The organism is Stenotrophomonas sp. GD03680 (genome assembly GCF_029844625.1).
In the GTDB taxonomy this organism is placed as follows: Bacteria; Pseudomonadota; Gammaproteobacteria; order Xanthomonadales; family Xanthomonadaceae; genus Stenotrophomonas; species Stenotrophomonas maltophilia_P.
The window spans coordinates 22,593-39,345 of record NZ_JAOCKC010000007.1 but is presented as its reverse complement, the minus strand read 5'-3'; the positions used below and the strand labels follow the sequence as shown (position 1 = coordinate 39,345).

General features: G+C 68.4%; 14 protein-coding genes. 10 read left to right on the top strand and 4 right to left on the bottom strand.

The annotated features are described in order from the left end of the window. Positions 1-6 precede the first annotated feature (6 nt). Positions 7-834, top strand: a complete 828-nt coding sequence (locus tag N5J29_RS10650; protein WP_111186370.1) for a kinase — start codon at positions 7-9, stop codon at positions 832-834. A 6-nt stretch (positions 835-840) separates the two neighbouring features. Here N5J29_RS10650 and N5J29_RS10645 read toward each other — a convergent pair whose 3' ends face one another. Then, positions 841-1,044: a dodecin family protein gene (locus tag N5J29_RS10645; RefSeq protein ID WP_053518657.1), complete on the bottom strand. Its 204-nt coding sequence runs from the start codon at positions 1,042-1,044 to the stop codon at positions 841-843. A 98-nt stretch (positions 1,045-1,142) separates the two neighbouring features. On the opposite strand from N5J29_RS10645, the gene N5J29_RS10640 reads away from it, so the two are divergent. The 5 genes from N5J29_RS10640 (at position 1,143) to mdtD (ending at position 5,766) form a co-directional block, all read left to right on the top strand. After that, positions 1,143-1,685 (top strand): shikimate kinase, encoded by a 543-nt coding sequence (locus tag N5J29_RS10640; RefSeq protein ID WP_065174808.1) that lies wholly within the window; start codon positions 1,143-1,145, stop codon positions 1,683-1,685. After that, complete coding sequence (gene aroB, locus N5J29_RS10635; RefSeq protein WP_164151576.1) at positions 1,682-2,794, top strand: 3-dehydroquinate synthase; 1,113 nt, start codon at positions 1,682-1,684, stop codon at positions 2,792-2,794. Before N5J29_RS10640 ends, aroB begins: the two co-directional genes overlap by 4 nt. A gap of 121 nt (positions 2,795-2,915) precedes the next feature. Next, the gene (locus tag N5J29_RS10630) at positions 2,916-3,155 is read left to right on the top strand and encodes a WGR domain-containing protein (protein ID WP_053518663.1); all 240 of its coding nucleotides are present in this window, start codon (positions 2,916-2,918) and stop codon (positions 3,153-3,155) included. Between the two features lie 36 nt (positions 3,156-3,191). Next, the gene (hemE, locus tag N5J29_RS10625) at positions 3,192-4,265 is read left to right on the top strand and encodes a uroporphyrinogen decarboxylase (protein ID WP_164151574.1); all 1,074 of its coding nucleotides are present in this window, start codon (positions 3,192-3,194) and stop codon (positions 4,263-4,265) included. A 91-nt stretch (positions 4,266-4,356) separates the two neighbouring features. After that, positions 4,357-5,766 carry a multidrug transporter subunit MdtD gene (gene mdtD / locus N5J29_RS10620; RefSeq protein ID WP_164151572.1) on the top strand — a complete coding sequence of 470 codons (1,410 nt, stop codon included), beginning with the start codon at positions 4,357-4,359 and terminating at the stop codon, positions 5,764-5,766. A 21-nt stretch (positions 5,767-5,787) separates the two neighbouring features. Here mdtD and N5J29_RS10615 read toward each other — a convergent pair whose 3' ends face one another. Beyond that, positions 5,788-9,318, bottom strand: a complete 3,531-nt coding sequence (locus tag N5J29_RS10615; protein WP_164151570.1) for a hybrid sensor histidine kinase/response regulator — start codon at positions 9,316-9,318, stop codon at positions 5,788-5,790. 96 nt (positions 9,319-9,414) lie between these two features. Continuing rightward, the gene (locus N5J29_RS10610) at positions 9,415-12,963 is read right to left on the bottom strand and encodes an ATP-binding protein (protein WP_164151568.1); all 3,549 of its coding nucleotides are present in this window, start codon (positions 12,961-12,963) and stop codon (positions 9,415-9,417) included. A 164-nt stretch (positions 12,964-13,127) separates the two neighbouring features. Between N5J29_RS10610 and N5J29_RS10605 the strand changes: the two genes are divergently transcribed. From N5J29_RS10605 to N5J29_RS10595, 3 genes are read left to right on the top strand one after another with little or no spacing between them, the layout of a single operon-like run. Next, the gene (locus N5J29_RS10605) at positions 13,128-13,772 is read left to right on the top strand and encodes a YceI family protein (RefSeq protein ID WP_065174806.1); all 645 of its coding nucleotides are present in this window, start codon (positions 13,128-13,130) and stop codon (positions 13,770-13,772) included. Further along, a complete protein-coding gene (locus tag N5J29_RS10600; protein ID WP_053519880.1) occupies positions 13,769-14,341 on the top strand; it encodes a cytochrome b in 573 nt (190 codons plus the stop codon). Before N5J29_RS10605 ends, N5J29_RS10600 begins: the two co-directional genes overlap by 4 nt. A gap of 3 nt (positions 14,342-14,344) precedes the next feature. Beyond that, positions 14,345-14,917, top strand: a complete 573-nt coding sequence (locus N5J29_RS10595; protein WP_053519881.1) for a YceI family protein — start codon at positions 14,345-14,347, stop codon at positions 14,915-14,917. Between the two features lie 69 nt (positions 14,918-14,986). Here the strand turns inward: N5J29_RS10595 and N5J29_RS10590 are convergent, their stop codons facing one another. Continuing rightward, the gene (locus N5J29_RS10590) at positions 14,987-15,172 is read right to left on the bottom strand and encodes a thioredoxin family protein (protein ID WP_053519891.1); all 186 of its coding nucleotides are present in this window, start codon (positions 15,170-15,172) and stop codon (positions 14,987-14,989) included. A gap of 141 nt (positions 15,173-15,313) precedes the next feature. On the opposite strand from N5J29_RS10590, the gene N5J29_RS10585 reads away from it, so the two are divergent. Then, a complete protein-coding gene (locus N5J29_RS10585; RefSeq protein WP_053519882.1) occupies positions 15,314-16,696 on the top strand; it encodes an L-serine ammonia-lyase in 1,383 nt (460 codons plus the stop codon). Positions 16,697-16,753: the final 57 nt, after the last annotated feature.

The following is a 16,753-nucleotide window of genomic DNA, read 5'->3' as shown; positions in this document are numbered from 1 at the left end:
GGCGGCATGGTCGCTGCTGCGTATATGCCCCAGGTGAAAGGATTTCCCGAAACATTGGCCGAGCAGGCACTGGATGATGCGCTGGGCAGCGGCGCGGCGGTTCCAGTATTGGCGATCAGCGGGCTGCAGGGGAGCGGCAAATCGACGCTGGCCGAGCAGGTGGTGGCGCGCGCCCGGAACCGGGGCCTGAACGCCGCGACGCTGTCCATCGATGATGTCTACCTGACCCGCGCGCAACGGCAGCGGCTGGCACGCCAGGTCCATCCGCTGTTGATCACCCGGGGGCCGCCGGGCACCCACGACCTGCCGCTGGTCCACGCGCTGCTCGATGCCGCCGCCGCGCGCGAACCACTGGCGCTGCCGCGCTTCGACAAGCTGGCCGACGAGCGCCTGCCACAGGCGCAGTGGCCACGGCTGGAAAAGCCGCTGGACCTGCTGGTGTTCGAAGGCTGGTTCCTGGGCACACCGGCGCAGGAGGAATCCGAACTGGCTCAGCCGTTGAACGCCCTTGAACGTGATGCCGACAGCGATGGCCGCTGGCGCCACTGGTGCAACCAGGCCCTGGGCCGCGACTACCCGGCATTGTGGCAACGCTGTGACCGCCTGTGGTTCCTGCAGCCGCCGGACTTCTCGGTGGTACCGCGCTGGCGCTGGCAGCAGGAGCAGAGCCTGCAGGCGGCCCAGCCCGGCCGGCATGGCATGAGCCGGCCGCAGCTGGAGCGCTTCGTGCAGTACTTCGAGCGGGTCAGCCGGCAGGCACTGCATGCACTGCCGGCCCTCGCCGACCGGGTGGTGGTGCTGGATGCGCAGCGCCAGGTACAGGCACTGCGCTGAGGCCCCTCATTCCACCAGGAAAGTCACCCGCAGATTGACCCGCCACTCGGTGATCTCACCGCTGCCATTGGTGACCACCTTGGTCTCGTTGATCCAGGCCCCCTGGATGCCCTTCACGGTTCCGGAGACCTTCTTCAGGCCGCTGCGCACGGCATCCTCCACGCTCGTGGGCGAAGAGGCGGTGATTTCGATGACCTTGGCAACCGACATGGCCTGTACTCCGTTGAACGCGGGAATCCCCGCAGGAAGTCCCACCCTGACGTGAAGGACGTAAAGGCCGGGGCACGGAGGTGTTAGCATCAGGGCGCATGAATCCTGCTCCGAACCTGATCCTGATCGGCCCGATGGGCGCCGGCAAAACCTGCATCGGCCGCCGCCTCGCCGAGCGCTTCACGCTGGACTTCGTCGATGTCGACCAGTCCATCGTCGACGCCGCCGGAGCCAGCATTCCCACGATCTTCGAGCACTCCGGCGAAACCGGCTTCCGCAGCCTCGAGCGCGACGCGCTGGCCCGCCTCCTGCAGGGCCACGGCCAACTGGTCTCGACCGGCGGCGGAGCGGTACTGGACCCGGACAACCGGGCATTGATCGCCCGCCGTGGCTTCGTGGTCTACCTGCGCGTCAGCGTGACCGCGCAACTGGAACGGCTGGCCCGCGACAAGGCCCGGCCGTTGCTGCAGCGCCCCGACCGCGAGCAGGTGCTGCATGACCTGGCCGCCCATCGCGATCCGCTGTACCGCGAACTGGCCGACCTCACCCTTGATACCGACCCGTACACCGCTGCCGACGCCACCGCCCAGCTGGTCGTCAAGCTCGCCGCGCAATGGCAGCGCCAGGACCTGATCGCATGACTTCCCCCACTCCGCTGCAGGTCGCCGTTGGCGGTGACCGCCCTTACACCATCTCCATCGGCGCCGGCGTCCAGAGCAATGGCCCTGCCCTCGCCCGCCACGTGCGGGGGCGCCACGTCCTGCTGCTCAGCGACAGCGACGTCGCCCCGCTGTACCTGGCGCGGCTGAAGCAGACCCTGCTGGCTGCGCGTCCGGACCTGGTCGTCGGCGAACACGTGCTGGCCGCCGGCGAAGCCTCCAAGACCCTGGCTGAATTCGGCCGCGCCATTGAAGCGCTGGCAGCCCTGGGCGCCACCCGCGATGCCTGTGTGTTCGCGCTCGGTGGGGGTGTCGTCGGCGACCTGGCCGGCTTCGCCGCAGCCTGCTGGATGCGGGGCATCGACTGCGTGCAGCTGCCGACCACGCTGCTGGCGATGGTCGATTCGTCGGTGGGCGGCAAGACTGCCGTAGACATTCCTGCCGGCAAGAATCTGGTCGGCGCCTTCCATCCGCCGCGCGCGGTGGTGGCCGATACCGCGGTGCTGGCCACCCTGCCGCCGCGCGAGCTGCGCGCGGGGCTGGCCGAGGTGGTGAAGTACGGCGCACTGGGCGATGCGGATTTCTTCGACTGGCTGCAGCACCACGCCGACGCGCTGTCCGCTGGCGAGGACGCGGTGCTGGCCGAAGCCATCGCCCGCAGCTGCAGGCACAAGGCCGCCATCGTCGAGCGCGATCCGTTCGAGAAGGGGGAGCGTGCCCTGCTGAACCTCGGCCACACCTTCGGCCATGCCATCGAAACCGAACAGGGCTATTCGGCGCCGGGCCGCGATGCGCTGAACCATGGCGAGGCGGTGGCAGTGGGCATGGTGCTGGCGGCCAGGCTGTCCACCGATCTCGGCCTGGCCGACGATGCCGACCGCGCGCGCCTGCAGGCGCTGCTGGAAAGGCTCGGGCTGCCGGTCGCGATCCCGGCCGGCCTGGATCCGCAGGCCCTGCTCGGCCGCATGCGGCTGGACAAGAAGAACGTGGCCGGTCGACTGCGCCTGGTGCTCTGGCGCGGCATGGGTCGGGCCGAGGTGGTGCCGGACGTGGATGAAGCAGCGGTATTGAAGGTGCTGGGCCAGGGTTGATCGCTTCCGCGTTCGCCGGGCATGGCCCGGCGCTACCCGGGGTTTCCTGAGCGTCCGCCGGGCATGGCCCGGCGCTACCGCGTTGCGGCCGGGGTCACCCTGGCCCCGCTACAATCGGGCCATGCATGTCTACCTGCAACATCCCGAGGCCGGTGCGCAGGCACCGCGGTTCCTGCGCCTGAGCCTGCAGCCGGATCTTTTCGGCGGCTGGGAGCTGCTGCGCGAAAGCGGCCGCGTCGGTGGCCGCTCGCAGCTGCGCCGCGAGCTGTTCCTGCAGGCCGACGAAGCCCGCCACGCCTTCGAGAAGGCGCGCGATGCCGAACTGCATCGTGGCTTCCAGATCCTTTCGCACGGCGACTGACGCCGCTGCCCACCTTTGATCCAAGGAACGTTCAACGTGACCAGCCCTCTCCGCAACGATCGCCTGCTACGCGCTCTGCGCCGCGAACCGGTGGATTGCACGCCCGTCTGGCTGATGCGCCAGGCCGGCCGCTACCTGCCGGAGTACCGCGCGACCCGGGCCAAGGCCGGCAGCTTCCTGGCGATGGCCAAGAACCCGGAGATCGCCTGCGAAGTCACCCTGCAGCCGCTGCGGCGTTTCCCGTTGGACGCCGCCATCCTGTTCTCGGACATCCTCACCATCCCCGACGCGATGGGGCTGGAGCTGTACTTCGTCGAAGGCGAAGGCCCCAAGTTCCGCCACCCGGTACGTGACGAAGCCGCCATCGCCAGGCTGGCGGTGCCGGACATGGAGCAGGACCTGGGCTACGTGATGGATGCGGTGCGCCTGATCCGCCGCGAGCTGGATGGCCAGGTGCCGCTGATCGGTTTCTCCGGCAGCCCATGGACACTGGCCTGCTACATGGTGGAAGGCGGCGGCAGCAAGGATTTCTCGCGCATCAAGGCCATGGCGCTGAACCACCCGCAGGCGCTGCACCGCCTGCTGGAGGTCACCACCGACGCGGTCATCGCCTACCTGGGCGCGCAACGCGCCGCGGGCGCACAGGCCCTGCAGGTTTTCGACACCTGGGGCGGCGTGCTGTCGCCGGCGATGTACCGCGAATTCTCGCTGCGCTACCTGCAGCGGATTGCCCAGGGCCTGGACCGTGGCGAAGCCAGCGAGCGTACGCCGCTGATCCTGTTCGGCAAGGGCACCGGCCTGCACCTGGAAGCACTGTCGCAGACCGGTGCGGATGCACTGGGCCTGGACTGGACGCTGGACCTGGACGAAGCGCTGCGCCGCACCGGTGGTCGCGTTGCCCTGCAGGGCAACCTCGACCCCACCACGCTGTACGCTTCGCCCGATGCGATCGCCACCGCTGCCGCGCGCGTGCTCGATACCTACGCCGCCGGCAATGGCGGGTCGCGCGAGGGCCACGTGTTCAACCTGGGCCATGGCATGTCACCGGACATGGACCCGGCCCACGTGCAGGTACTGGTCGACGCGGTGCACGCGCACAGCCAGCGCTGAGCCGTGCGCATACGGTTGCGGCGCGGTGTTGATCGCGCCGTGACCCGCAGTGCGCGATCATGGCGCCCCCACGTTGCACCGGCCACAACCCATGTCCACATCGCCATCGACCTACAACCGCCAGCGCCCCCTGCTGTGGCTGGTGTCCCTGGCGATCTTCATGCAGATGCTGGACTCGACCATCGTCAACACGGCGCTGCCGGCGATGGCGGCCAGCCTGGGCGAGAGTCCGCTGCAGATGCAGTCGGTGGTGTTCAGCTATGCACTGGCGGTCGCCACGTTCATTCCCGCCTCCGGCTGGATCGCTGACCGCTACGGCACCCGGCGCACCTTCCTGGTGGCGATCATCCTGTTCACCCTCGGCTCGCTAGCCTGCGCGCTGGCCCAGCACCTGCATCAGCTGGTGGGTGCCCGCGTGCTGCAGGGCATCGGCGGTGCGATGCTGCTGCCGGTCGGCCGCCTGGCGGTGATGCGTTCGGTGCCGCGCGAGGACTTCCTGCGTGCGATGAGCTTCATCGCCATCCCCGCCCTGATCGGCCCCTTGATCGGCCCGACGCTGGGCGGCTGGCTGGTCGAGATTGCCTCCTGGCACTGGGTGTTCCTGATCAACCTTCCGATCGGCGTGATCGGCTTCATCGCTGCGATGAAGATCATGCCGGACCATTACGCCAGCCACCGCACCCGCTTCGACCTGCGCGGCTACATCATGCTGGCCTTTGCGATGGTGGTGCTGTCGCTGGCGCTGGACGGCATCTCCGGGCTGGGTACGCCGCACGCGCTGGTGATGCTGATGACCGTGGCGGGGCTGGCCGCACTGGTGGGCTATTGGCTGCACGCGGCCAACTCGACCACGCCGTTGTTCTCGCTGGCGCTGTTCCGTGTGCCCAGCTATCGCATCGGCATCCTCGGCAACCTGTTCTCACGCATCGGCAGCAGCGCCATGCCGATGCTGATTCCGCTGCTGCTGCAGGTGGGCCTTGGCCTGGGACCGATGAACGCCGGACTGATGATGGTACCGGTGGCCGCGGCTGGCATGGTCTCCAAGCGGCTGGCGGTGAAGCTGGTCGAACGCTACGGCTATCGGCGCGTGCTGATGACCAACACCGTGCTGGTGGGCCTGGCCATGGCCAGCTTCACCCTGATGACGCCGGGCCAGCACCTGGGCTGGCGCCTGCTGCAGCTGGCCTTCTTCGGTGCGGTCAATTCGCTGCAGTTCACCGTGATGAACACCGTGACCCTGCGCGATCTGGATCGGGAGTTCGCCAGTTCGGGCAACAGTCTGCTGTCGATGGTGATGATGCTGGCTGCCGGCTTCGGCGCGGCGGCGGCAGGCAGCCTGCTGGCCGCCTTCGGCACGCACCTGGAGGGCCACGGCGCGACGGCGGCGTTGCACGCCACGTTCCTGTGCGTGGGCGCGATCACACTGACTTCGACGATGATCTTCTGGCAGTTGCCGGACACCAAGCCCGAACCCCGCCAGGTCGAACACGTCGCGGAGTAGCCTGCCGGACTGTGCCCGGCCTCAGCGCCCCAACACCTTGGCGATGGCCTCCACCAGCAGCTCGCCCGTGACCGGCTTGCGCAGGAAACCGCCGATCCCGGCCGCTTCCACCTGCTTCTGCAGGTCCGGGTCCGTGCGCGCGGTCACCGCCAGCAACGGCAGCGTGTACCCCTGGTTGCGCAGATGCTCGGCCAGCTCGAAGCCGCTGAGGCCCGGCAGGTCCAGGTCAAGCAGGGCCACATCGAAATCACTCCCGCTGATCTCGCGCAGCGCCGCCAACGCATGCCCGGCATGCACCACCTCATGGCCGCGCGCACTCAGAAGACCCTGCACGACATCGGCAACCGTTGCGTCATCCTCCACCAGCAGCACGCGCAGGGGGGGCATGTTCGCTACTGCATCCTCGCTCCGCGCGGCGCTGTCCGCATCGGCGTCGGCGTCCACTTCCAGCGGCAGGGGCAGCATCACTCCAAAGCAGGTTCCGCGCCCCAACTGGCTTTCGACCTGGATCCGGCCCTGCATCGCCTGCGCCAGCTCGCGGCAGATCGCCAGCCCCAGGCCGCTGCCACCATACTGCGCCGCGGTACGTGCACCGTCAGCCTGCTCGAACCGGCGGAACAGGCGCAGCTGCTGTTCCTGGCTGATGCCCGGCCCGGTGTCACGCACTTCGAACTGGAGTGCACGCATCGCCTCATCGCACCGGGCATGCAGGGTGATGGTGCCACGGCTGGTGAACTTCACCGCGTTGGACAGCAGGTTGAGCAGGATCTGCCGCACCCGGATCGCATCGCCGGTGGCCTGCAGGCCGGGCGGCAAGCGATTGTCCAGGACGAAACGCAGTCCCTTCTGCGCGGCCAGCGGCCCCATCAGCGCGGCCAGGTCCTGCAGCAGGCAATGGAGCGCGAACGGCCGGGACTGCAGTTCCAGGCGCCCCGATTCGATCCGCGCCAGGTCCAGCGCATCGTTGACCAGATGCAGCAGATGCTCGCCCGCCTGGCGGATGGACTGGGTGTAGCCGCGCTGCTGAGGATCCAGCGGCGAGGACAACAGCAGCTCGCTCATGCCCATCACACCGGTCATCGGCGTGCGGATCTCATGGCCCAGATTGGCCAGGAAGCGTGTCTTGGCCGCCGAGGCCTGCTCGGCAAGTTCCTGCTTGTGCAACGCCAGCTGGTAGGCGTGGCGACGCTGCAGGCGGCGACGGTACAGCCATGCAAACCAACTGGTCAGCAGCAACGCGATCGACGTCAGCACCAGCAGGCCCGACAGGCTGCGCCACCACGGCGGCTGCACGCGGAACTCCAGGGTCTGCACCCGCGACCAGACGTGGTCGGCCGAGCGCGCCTGCACTTCCAGCCGATAGCTGCCCGGCGGCAGCCGCGAGAACAGGCGTTCACCGGCGGGCCCGACCTCGACCCAGTCCGGGTCATAGCCGGCCAGGCGGTAGCGATACGAATTGGAGGCCGAATCGGCGAAGGACAGCAGGCGCGCCACGATGCGCAGATCGCGGTCGCCGTCGGCGATCAGCAACGGGGCGTCGTGGGTCAGGTCCAGCACCTGCTCGTTGCGGCGCACCTCCACCCGCTCGATCACCAGCGGTGCGCGGCGCACCGAAGGCCGCACCTGTTCCGGATCGAACACCACCACGCCGGCCGGGGTTCCTGCCACCAGCCGTCCCGAAGACGTCGCGATCAAGGTATGCGCGCGGAACTCCTGGCTGGGCAGGCCATCGTGCACGCCATACAGGCGCACGCTCTGGCCGTCCGCGCCGACCCGCACCAGGCCGCGTGCGCTGGTGGCCCAGGCCACACCCTGCGCATCGACCACCAGACCGGTGGCGGAAACCGCCGGATATCCCTGTTCGGCACCAATGACCCCCTGCCGCTCCAGACGCCCCTGGCTCCATCGATAGCGCGACAACCGGCCGTCCTCGGACAGCCACACCTGGCCGTCGCTGCCGGTATACGCCGCGTACAGTGCCGTTGCCGGCGCGCCGGGCACCGGCTGGAAGCGCTGCTGCTCAGGCTGCCACTGCAGCAGCCCGCGGCTGCTGGCCAGCCACAGCTGGTTCTGCGGACCGCATACCAGATCCTGGTTCAGCTGGCCGGTCTGCAGTCCGTTCTGGCCATTGTCCAGTTCGAGCAGCAGCCGACCTTCCAGATCGCGCTGCTGCAGGCCGGCGGGCATCATCAACCACAGGCTGTTGCTGTCGCAGATCATCAGTGCGTCGACATCGCCCTCCATCGCGGCATCGGCAGGCGCGTCGCGTCCCCAGCGGCGCAGCTCGTCGCGTGCCGGGTCATAGCGCAGCAGCGCTCCGGACGAACCGATCCAGACCCGACCATGGCGGTCCTCGCGAACCGAGGTCAGCCAGTGGATGCCATTGACGCCGCGCCGGAACTGCTCGATCTGGCCGGTACGGGGATTGAAGCGATCCAGCGCGCCGTGGCTGCCGACCGTCCAGACACCTCCGTTGCTGGACGCACTGGTGCCGAATACGTAGGCGTTGCGCAGTGACGATGCATCGTCCTCCAGACGCGAGAACACCGAGAACTGCCACCACCGTGGCAACAGATGCCAGAGACCGGCATTGGTGCTGGCCAGCCAGATGCCGCCCTCGCGATCCTCGTAGGCGCCGGTCCAGTTCGGCCGCACCTGGCCGCGCGCGATCGCGCTGTACAGCGGCACCGTCTGGTACTGGCCATCGACCGCGCGACCGAGTCCGCTGCGGGTGTCCAGCCAGTAGCCCCCCTGCTCATCGCGCAGCATCATGCCCAGCACCTCGTCGCCGGCCGGCACCGACCAGGGTTGCCGCTCGAAGCGACCATCCGGCCGGCGCACGAATGCGCCGGCCAGCGTACTGATCCACAGGCTGCCGTCAGGCTCGGCGGTCAGACCGTTGATCAGCTGGCCGGGCACCTGCTCGTCGCCGACCCGCTCGAAATCGCTGCCGGTCCAACGCGCCACGCCATGCTTGGTGCCCACCCACAGGCTGCCGTCGGGCAGCGTGGCCAGATAGGGCACCGCAGCGGCCGGCAGGCTGCGCGGATTGTTCGCCTCGGGCAGGAAGCGCTGCACCCGATCATTGCCATCCACCCGGTACAGCCCGCCTTCGTGGGTACCGAACCAGATCGAGCCATCGGGGGTGGCGGCCAGGCTCCAGATCGTATTGGTGCTCATCAGCGGCTGGCTGCTGCGGTCGAAGAACCGCAGCTGCCGGCGGTCGGCCGACATCCTTACCAGGCCGGCATTCTCGGTGCCGATCCACAAGCGGTTGCGGGTATCGACCAGTACGGTCCAGATGCGGTTGTCGCGCAGGCCATCCTCGGAGCGCCAGACCCGGTAGTTGCGGCCGTCGTATCGTGCCAGCCCGTCATTGGTGGCGATCCACAGGTAGCCGTAGCGGTCCTCCGCCATGCGGTTGACGGTGTTGGACGGCAGGCCATCGAACACCGTCACCTGCCGGGGCGTGGGCGGTACCGGCTGTGCGGCAGCGGGCGCCAGGCAGCACAGCAGAAGCATCAGCAGCATCGCCGCCCGCAGATACGCCACTGATCGCCTCCTCACGCGTTCCCAGATGGTGCCCGTCGTGCGGGCGTCGGCATGGTAAACCGAAAGTCGCGCCGTTCACGCCCGGCGCCGGCGCAATCAGCCCTCACCCTGGCGCTTGCTGCGAGCCTGCACGATGGCCGCCACCAGCATGTCGCCCGTGACCGGCTTGCGCAGGAAGCCGTCGAAACCGGCGGCCAGCACCTGCGCCTCCGCATAGGCATCGGACCGCGCGGTCACCGCCACCAGTGGCAGCTCATAGCCCATGGCGCGCAGCTGACGGGCGATCGCCGTTCCGTCCAGGGCCGGCAGATCCAGGTCGAGCAGACCGACATCGAACCCCTCGGTCGCGATCTCCGACAAGGCCCCCAGGCCGTGCAGCACGTGCACTACGTCGTGGCCACGACCGCGCAGCAGGCCGGCGATGACGTCCGCTACCGTGGCGTCATCTTCGACCAGCAGGATGCGCAGCGGCGGCAGCGGCGGTGGCGACGCCCTGTCGGAACCACTGTGGGCAGCCTGGCGGGTCCACGGCAGCGGCAGCTGCACGCGGAACCGTGCGCCCCTGCCCGGCTGGCTGTCGACATCGATGCGCCCACCCATCGCCACGGCCAGTTCCTGGCAGATCGCCAGGCCCAGCCCGCTGCCGCCATAGCGCGATGCTGTCCGCGGGCCATCGGCCTGCTCGAAGCGATGGAACAGACGCTGCTGCTGTTCGGCATTGATGCCGGGGCCGGTATCGAACACCTCGAAGCACACCCCGCCGCCATCCTCCTGCAGCCGCACGCCCAGGCCGACCTGGCCGCGCTCGGTGAACTTGATGGCATTGCCGAGCAGGTTCAGCAGGATCTGGCGGATGCGCATTTCATCGCCACTGACGCTGATCGGGCCGGGCAAGGCATCCTCGCGTACAAAATCGAGCTGGCGCTGCTGCGCCATCGGCCGCATCAGCATCTGCACCTGGTCCAGCAGCGCGGCAAGATCGAACGGACGCAGGTCCAGCTCCAGCCGCCCGGCTTCGATCCGGGCCAGGTCCAGGGCATCGTTGACCAGACGCAGCAGATGGCTGCCCGCCTGCTGGATCGATCCGGCATAGCTGCGCTGTACCGGATCCAGTGATGTGGCCAGCAGCAGTTCGCTCATGCCCAGTACGCCGGTCATCGGCGTGCGCACCTCATGACCCAGCGTGGCCAGGAAGTGGCTCTTGGCCTGCGAGGCCTGCTCGGCGAGCTGCTGCTTGTGCACGGTCAGCTGCCACTGCTGGCGCCTTCTCAGACGGCTGCGGATCGCCCATGCCAGCACCAGCAGCAGCAACGAGCCCAGCAGCAGGTAGCCGAAGATCGCCATGCCGCTGCGCCACCAGGGCGGCAATACCTTCACCTGCAGTTGCTGCGACGGCGTCCACGGACCACTGTCGGTGGCCGCCTGTACTTCGATCACGTAGGCACCGGGCGCGAGGCGCGACAGCGTGCGCTGGCCGTCGCCGCCCTGCTCCACCCAGTTCTGGTCATAGCCCTGCACCCGGAACCGATAGCGGTTGCCCTGCGGGTTGCCGTACGAGAGCAGCCGCGCGTCGATCTGCAGATCACGGTCATCCGGACCCAGCAGCAGCACCCCGGTGGTCGGCAGGGGTTGCCAGCCGCGCGCATCGTCGCGACGTACGCGCACCTGCGCGATCACCAGCGCGGAGAATGGCAGCGGGGTGTCGGCGGCATTGACGTCGAAACCGACCGCGCCGGTCTGGGTCACCGCGAGCACGCGGCCATCGGCGTTCACCGCAGGCGGCCGGCCGGTGAATTCGGCATCGGGCAGTCCGTCGCGCTCGGTGAACTGCCTCAGCCGCTTCGTTTTCGGATCCCAGCGCAGCAGACCGCGCGGCGTGGTGGCCCACAGGCGGCCATCGTCGGCCAAGGCCAGCCCACCCATGCTCAGGGGTGGCACGCCGGCGGCAGCATCGACGCGCTGCACCAGGCGCAGGCTCATGCCATCCCACTGGTAGCGCTCGAAGGCGCCCTGGCGGGCGAGCCACAGCTGCTGCGGATCGATCCACACCAGGTCGTAGATCGATCCCCGCGAGACGCCAGGAACCGCCTCGAAGCGCTCACCCTGCTGGCGCCAGAGGCCCATGTCACCCATCACCCAGGCCTGCCCGCGCGGATCGAATCGAATCTGTTCGATCGGCGCATCGCCCAGGCCGCGGAATCCCTCGACGGGGAAGCTGCGCAGCACCCGGCCATCGTCCAGACGCTGCTGCACGCCGACATTCATCACCGACACCCAGGCGGTGCCATCCGGCGCCTGCCGCATCAGGTCGATGCGCTGGCGCAGGTCGGAGCCGCCGTCGATGCGCCACTCCCGGGTTGCGCGGGTAGCCGGGTCATAGACGGTGATGCGCCCGGCGCGGCCCAGCCAGAGGCGGCCGTCCGGCCGCGGCAATACCGACCAGACCGCGCCACTGCCCAGCTCGCGATCACTGGCAAGCAGACTCAGCACGCCCTGCGCATCGATCCGGTACACGCCGTGTGCCGAACTCACGTAGTAATTCCGGCCATCGGTGGCCGCGCTGAGCAGGTACTGGCTGTCCAGCGGTTTGCCGTCGAGCTGGTTCCAGGTGGAGAAGCGGCGCCAGTCCGGCGGCAGATAGGCCAACCCCTGGCTCAGCAGGGCCACCCAGACCCCGCCTTCGTGGTCCTGCAGCAGATCGAGCACGCCGCTGTGGGCGGTCAGGAAGCCGCTGCCGCGATCGCCCTCCAGGCGCCACAGTGTCTGCGCATCACCGCGCAGCAGCCCATCCGAGGTACCTGCCCAGTAGCCTCCCTGCCGATCCGCCAGCACCAGTGCCGAGCGAAAGCGATCACTGCCGGACCAGCGTGGACGGCTGACGCGGTCCTGGGCATCGATGCGGAACAGGCCTTCGTTCTGGCTGCCGACCCAGATCGATCCATCGGGGTCGCGGCTGAGACGCAGCACGCTGACCCTGCCCAGCTCGCGCGGCGCGATGGCCTCGAAGCTGTTGCCGTTCCAGCGGGCGACACCGGCCTCGGTACCGACCCACAGGCGGCCCTGCGCGTCGACCAGGCTGCTGAAGATGGTGTTGCTGGGCAAGCCGCCGGGGCGCTGCGGATCATGCTGGAAGAAGCGCAGGCTGCCATCCTCGCCGAAGCGGCACACGCCATGGCCGCTGGTGCCGATCCACAGCGCATCGTCCGCATAGGCCAGTGTCCAGAACTGGCTCTGGCATTCATTGTTCACCGCGGCGAAGCTGGAGAAACGCTCGCGATCCGCGTCCAGCCGGGCGATGCCCTTGCCGTTGATGCCGACCCACACCCGGTCCAGCGGATCCACCAGCAGGGTCTCGATCTCGTTGCCCGGCAGCGAACCTGGCCGCTCCGGTTCATGCTGCCAGACCCGCAGCGTCGTGCCGTCGTAGCGGGCCAGCCCACCATCGGTGGCCGCCCAGATGTACCCCTGGCGGTCCTCGGCCAGGGCCACGACCATGCGCGACGGCAAGCCCTCGGCGGCGCCGAAGCGGCGCAGTCGTGGTGTCTCCCCAGCCATGTCCAGAGTCGCGGCCACCGTGGCGCTTGCCAGCAGCAGCAGACCCGTTACTGCGATGCCTCGGCACCACAGACGCCAGCCACTCGTCATCCTGAACCCCCGATCCAGCCGCGATTGTCACACAGCCCAGGCTTCACGACTGCAACAGCCCGTTTCCAGTGGCATCGCCACCACGAACTGTTGCAGCCATGCACGCAGCGTTGTCAGGGGGCTGTGCGTATGATCGCAGCGTCCCCTCCCGGAGCCCGCCATCGATGCGACCCCGCCTGCTCCTGCTGCCGTTGCTGCTCGCCGCTGCGCCCGCCTGGGCACAGCTCGATACCTACCGGCTGGATCCGGTGCACACGCGGGTGCTGTTCATGATCGACCATGCCGGCTACTCGCAGGCCATGGGGACGGTATCGGGCAGTGAGGGCCACCTTCAGTTCGATCCCGACAACTGGCGCGAGGCAACCCTGCAGGTCGATGTGCCGGTCGCCCGGCTGGATCTGGGAGATGCCAAATGGAACCAGGCCACGCTGGCCCGCAGCCTGCTTGATGGCGAGCGGTTTCCCAGCGCCCGGTTCGTATCGTCGCGGGTCGAACCGATCGATGCGAACCACGCCCGTGTGTTCGGCACGCTGACCCTGCGCGGGGTCAGCCAGGAGGTCGCGCTGGATGTGACCCTCAATGCCATCAAACGCTATCCGTTGCCGCCGTTCCGCCGCACCGCCGGTTTTTCCGCCAGCACCACGTTGAGCCGTCGCGCGTTCGGCATCACCGCCTGGCCCGGGGTGATCGGCGACGCGGTACAGGTACGGATCGAGGCCGAGGCCTTCCTCGACCGCAGCGACAGGCCGGGAACTCCTGCCCCGGTTCCCCACTCCGACAGCAAGACGGCCCCCAAGGACCCCGCATGACCGCCAAGAACTCCCCTGCCGCCTGGGGCAGTGTCAGCCAGACCCTGCACTGGTTGATCGCACTACTGATCCTCGCCCTTGGCGTGGTCGGCCTGACCATGGGCGAACTGCCCAGGACGCCCAAATACTTCTGGGTCTACACCGCGCACAAGTCGATCGGCATCACCGTGCTGGCCCTGGTGCTGCTGCGCCTGGTCTGGCGCCTCTACGCCGGTGCGCCCAAGCCGGTGCCGGGTGTGCCCAGCTGGCAGGAGCGCATCGCCAGCGCTACCCACGTGCTGCTGTACGTGCTGATGTTCGCCATTCCGCTTTCGGGCTGGCTGTACGACTCTGCCAGCGGGCTGCGGCCCTTCCGCTGGTTCGGCCTGGTCGATGTGCCCAAGCTCAGCGGACCGGATCCGCAGGTCGTCGCCGTGTCGCATGCGATCCATGAGTACGGCTTCTGGCTGCTGATCGCTGTGGTGCTGGCCCATGCCGGCGCTGCCCTTTACCACCACCTGTTCCAGCGCGACGCGACGTTGAGCCGCATGCTGCCGCGTGGCTGGCTTGCCTCTCCCCAGAAGGACTGACCGATGAATCTGAAACTGACCACCCCGGCGGCCGTGGCCGCTGCCCTGGCCGGCATGCTGGCCACTGCCCCGGCGTTGGCCGCGGACTATGCACAGGCTCCCGGCGCGGGCTCGATCCTGGTATTTGCCAGCAAGTACGACGGCGAAGTGTTCACCGGCAGCTTCCCGGGCTTCGCCACCAAGCTCAGCTTCGATCCCGCCAATCCGGCGGCCGGCTCACTCGACGTCGTGATTCCGCTGGCCGGCGCCAGGAGCGGCAACAGCGATCGTGACTCGACGCTGCAGAGCGCGGACTTCTTCAATGTCGGCAAGTTCGCCACCGCGCGTTACACCGCGAAGGGCTTCCGCGCCATCGGCAATGACCAGTTCGCCGCCGATGGCACGCTCGAGCTGCGTGGTGTCAGCAAGCCGGTGACGCTCACCTTCACCTGGAAGCCGGGCACGCAGCCGGTGCTGACCGGCAAGGCCACCGTCAAGCGCCTGGACTTCAGCGTCGGCGCCGGCGATTGGGCCGACACCAAGACCATCCCCGACGAAACCGCGATCAGCACGATCGTGAAGTTCGACGCGAAGTAAGCCACGGGCCATGCCCGGCTCCACCTTGGAACGGTGATACAGGGTGGCGCCGGGCCATGCCCGGCGGCTTCACCCCGCAGCCAGCCAGGCCCGCACCCGCGCCGCATCGAAGGGCCAGTCCAGTTCGCGGCCGCCCGCCTCGTCGCGCAGCACCGGTACCCGCGCGCCGTAGTGCGCCTCCAGCGCTGGATGGTCATCCAGGAACACCGATTCGAACTCGGGCGCGCGTGCCTTGGCCAGTTCGGCCAGGGCCATATCGCACAGGTGGCAGTCGTCACGCTGGAACAGGGTCAACACCGGCTTGCCTCGCTTGGCGGAAATGCTGCGCCGCAGCCATCGGAGGGCCCGGCAAGCCGCTAGAATAGCCGCTTGTCCGGTACCCGCAGTTTGGCATCCATGGCTGTCAGCACGTTCGACGTCTTCAAGATCGGCATTGGCCCGAGCTCTTCCCACACCGTCGGACCGATGAAGGCCGCCGAGCGGTTCATCCATCGCTGGCTGCTCGACCCCGGCCGCCTGCACGAGGTCGCACGCATCCGCGCCGACGTCTACGGTTCGCTGGCGCTGACCGGTCGCGGCCATGGCACCGACAAGGCGATCCTGCTTGGCCTGGAAGGCCAGCGCCCCAACCTGATCGATCCGGACATCATTCCGTCCACGCTGGATCGCATCCGCAGCAGCAAGCGCATCCAGCTGATGGGCCAGCATGAGATCGCCTTCGACGAGAAGCGCGACCTCGGCATGAACAAGCGGCAGAAGCTGCCGTACCACACCAACGGCATGCGCTTCACCGCGTACAACGCCGACGATGAAGTGATCGCCACGCGCGACTATTACTCCGTTGGCGGTGGCTTCGTGGTCAACCAGGACGACGCGGCCGATGACCGCATCGTGCCCGACGAAACCCCGCTGCCCTATCCGTTCAAGAGCGGCGACGAGCTGCTCGCGCAGACCGCGCGCAGCGGCCTGAGCATCGCGCAGCTGATGTTCGAGAACGAGAAGTGCTGGCGCAGCGAGGACGAGATCCGCGCCCAGCTGCGCGAGATCTGGAGCGCGATGCAGTCGTGCGTGACGCGCGGCATCCGCGAGGAAGGCGTGCTGCCGGGCGGCCTGAAGGTCGGCCGTCGCGCGCCGGCGCTGTACCGCGAGCTGTCGTCGAAGCCGGAAGCGGCGATGCGCGATCCGCTGACCACGCTGGACTGGGTCAATCTGTACGCGCTGGCCGTGAACGAGGAAAACGCCGCCGGTGGCCGCGTGGTGACCGCGCCGACCAACGGTGCGGCCGGCGTGCTGCCCGCGGTGCTGCATTACTTCGACCGGTTCTGCCCGGGCGCGAACGAGCAGCGCGTGTTCGACTTCCTGCTGACCTCGGCGGCGATCGGCATCCTCTACAAGGAGAATGCTTCGATTTCCGGTGCCGAAGTAGGCTGCCAGGGCGAAGTGGGCGTGGCCTGCTCGATGGCGGCCGGCGGCCTGGTTGCGGCGCTGGGTGGCAATCCAAGCCAGATCGAGAATGCCGCGGAAATCGGCATGGAACACAACCTCGGCCTGACCTGCGACCCGATCGGTGGGCTGGTGCAGATTCCCTGCATCGAGCGCAACGCGATGGGCGCGGTGAAGGCGATCAATGCCTCGCGCATGGCGATGCGCGGCGATGGCAAGCACAAGGTGTCGCTGGACAAGGTCATCAAGACCATGCGCGACACCGGCCGCGACATGCAGGACAAGTACAAGGAAACCAGCCGCGGCGGCCTCGCGGTGAATGTCATCGAGTGCTGATGACGGGCATCTGCCGGACGACACCGTCACCGCATTCCGGTTAGGCTCGGGCGTCCC

What these genes read in the sequence shown, in the direction of transcription:
- N5J29_RS10600 (WP_053519880.1), top strand. Translation starts at nt 13,769, where the DNA reads ATGACCGCCAAGAACTCCCCTGCCGCCTGGGGCAGTGTCAGCCAGACC.
- N5J29_RS10585 (WP_053519882.1), top strand. Translation starts at nt 15,314, where the DNA reads ATGGCTGTCAGCACGTTCGACGTCTTCAAGATCGGCATTGGCCCGAGC.
- N5J29_RS10595 (WP_053519881.1), top strand. Translation starts at nt 14,345, where the DNA reads ATGAATCTGAAACTGACCACCCCGGCGGCCGTGGCCGCTGCCCTGGCC.
- N5J29_RS10605 (WP_065174806.1), top strand. Translation starts at nt 13,128, where the DNA reads ATGCGACCCCGCCTGCTCCTGCTGCCGTTGCTGCTCGCCGCTGCGCCC.
- N5J29_RS10640 (WP_065174808.1), top strand. Translation starts at nt 1,143, where the DNA reads ATGAATCCTGCTCCGAACCTGATCCTGATCGGCCCGATGGGCGCCGGC.
- N5J29_RS10610 (WP_164151568.1), bottom strand. Translation starts at nt 12,963, where the DNA reads ATGACGAGTGGCTGGCGTCTGTGGTGCCGAGGCATCGCAGTAACGGGT.
- N5J29_RS10650 (WP_111186370.1), top strand. Translation starts at nt 7, where the DNA reads ATGGTCGCTGCTGCGTATATGCCCCAGGTGAAAGGATTTCCCGAAACA.
- mdtD (WP_164151572.1), top strand. Translation starts at nt 4,357, where the DNA reads ATGTCCACATCGCCATCGACCTACAACCGCCAGCGCCCCCTGCTGTGG.
- N5J29_RS10645 (WP_053518657.1), bottom strand. Translation starts at nt 1,044, where the DNA reads ATGTCGGTTGCCAAGGTCATCGAAATCACCGCCTCTTCGCCCACGAGC.
- N5J29_RS10590 (WP_053519891.1), bottom strand. Translation starts at nt 15,172, where the DNA reads ATGGCCCTGGCCGAACTGGCCAAGGCACGCGCGCCCGAGTTCGAATCG.
- N5J29_RS10630 (WP_053518663.1), top strand. Translation starts at nt 2,916, where the DNA reads ATGCATGTCTACCTGCAACATCCCGAGGCCGGTGCGCAGGCACCGCGG.
- aroB (WP_164151576.1), top strand. Translation starts at nt 1,682, where the DNA reads ATGACTTCCCCCACTCCGCTGCAGGTCGCCGTTGGCGGTGACCGCCCT.